The sequence below is a fragment of the Pantoea sp. GbtcB22 genome (assembly GCF_019091025.1).
Classification (GTDB): Bacteria; Pseudomonadota; Gammaproteobacteria; order Enterobacterales; family Enterobacteriaceae; genus Pantoea; species Pantoea leporis.
Genome location: NZ_JAGXKB010000106.1, coordinates 1 through 283, shown reverse-complemented (window position 1 = coordinate 283; position 283 = coordinate 1). Strand labels below are relative to the sequence as shown.

The following is a 283-nucleotide window of genomic DNA, read 5'->3' as shown; positions in this document are numbered from 1 at the left end:
GAATTTCACCGCTATCAATGTCGTAGAAGCGCGTCAGCAAGCTGGCCATAGTGGATTTACCAGAGCCAGATCGGCCGACCAGTGCAACGGTTTTACCGGCAGGCAGAGACAGGTTGATATCACGCAGCGCAGGAATTTCACGGCCTGGATAGGTAAAAGTCACGTTGCGGAATTCCTCATCACCCTTAGCACGATCCATTTCACGCTTGCCGTTATCCACTTCCTGCTCACTGTCAACCATCGAGAACAGCGTCTGACAAGCCGCCATACCACGCTGGAACTG

Annotated in this window: 1 protein-coding gene; it reads right to left on the bottom strand. The window is 53.0% G+C overall.

What is annotated here, in order from left to right:
- Window positions 1–283, bottom strand: a 283-nt coding sequence (locus tag KVT28_RS24935) for an ATP-binding cassette domain-containing protein (protein WP_217550822.1), incomplete at both ends; no start/stop codon positions are given.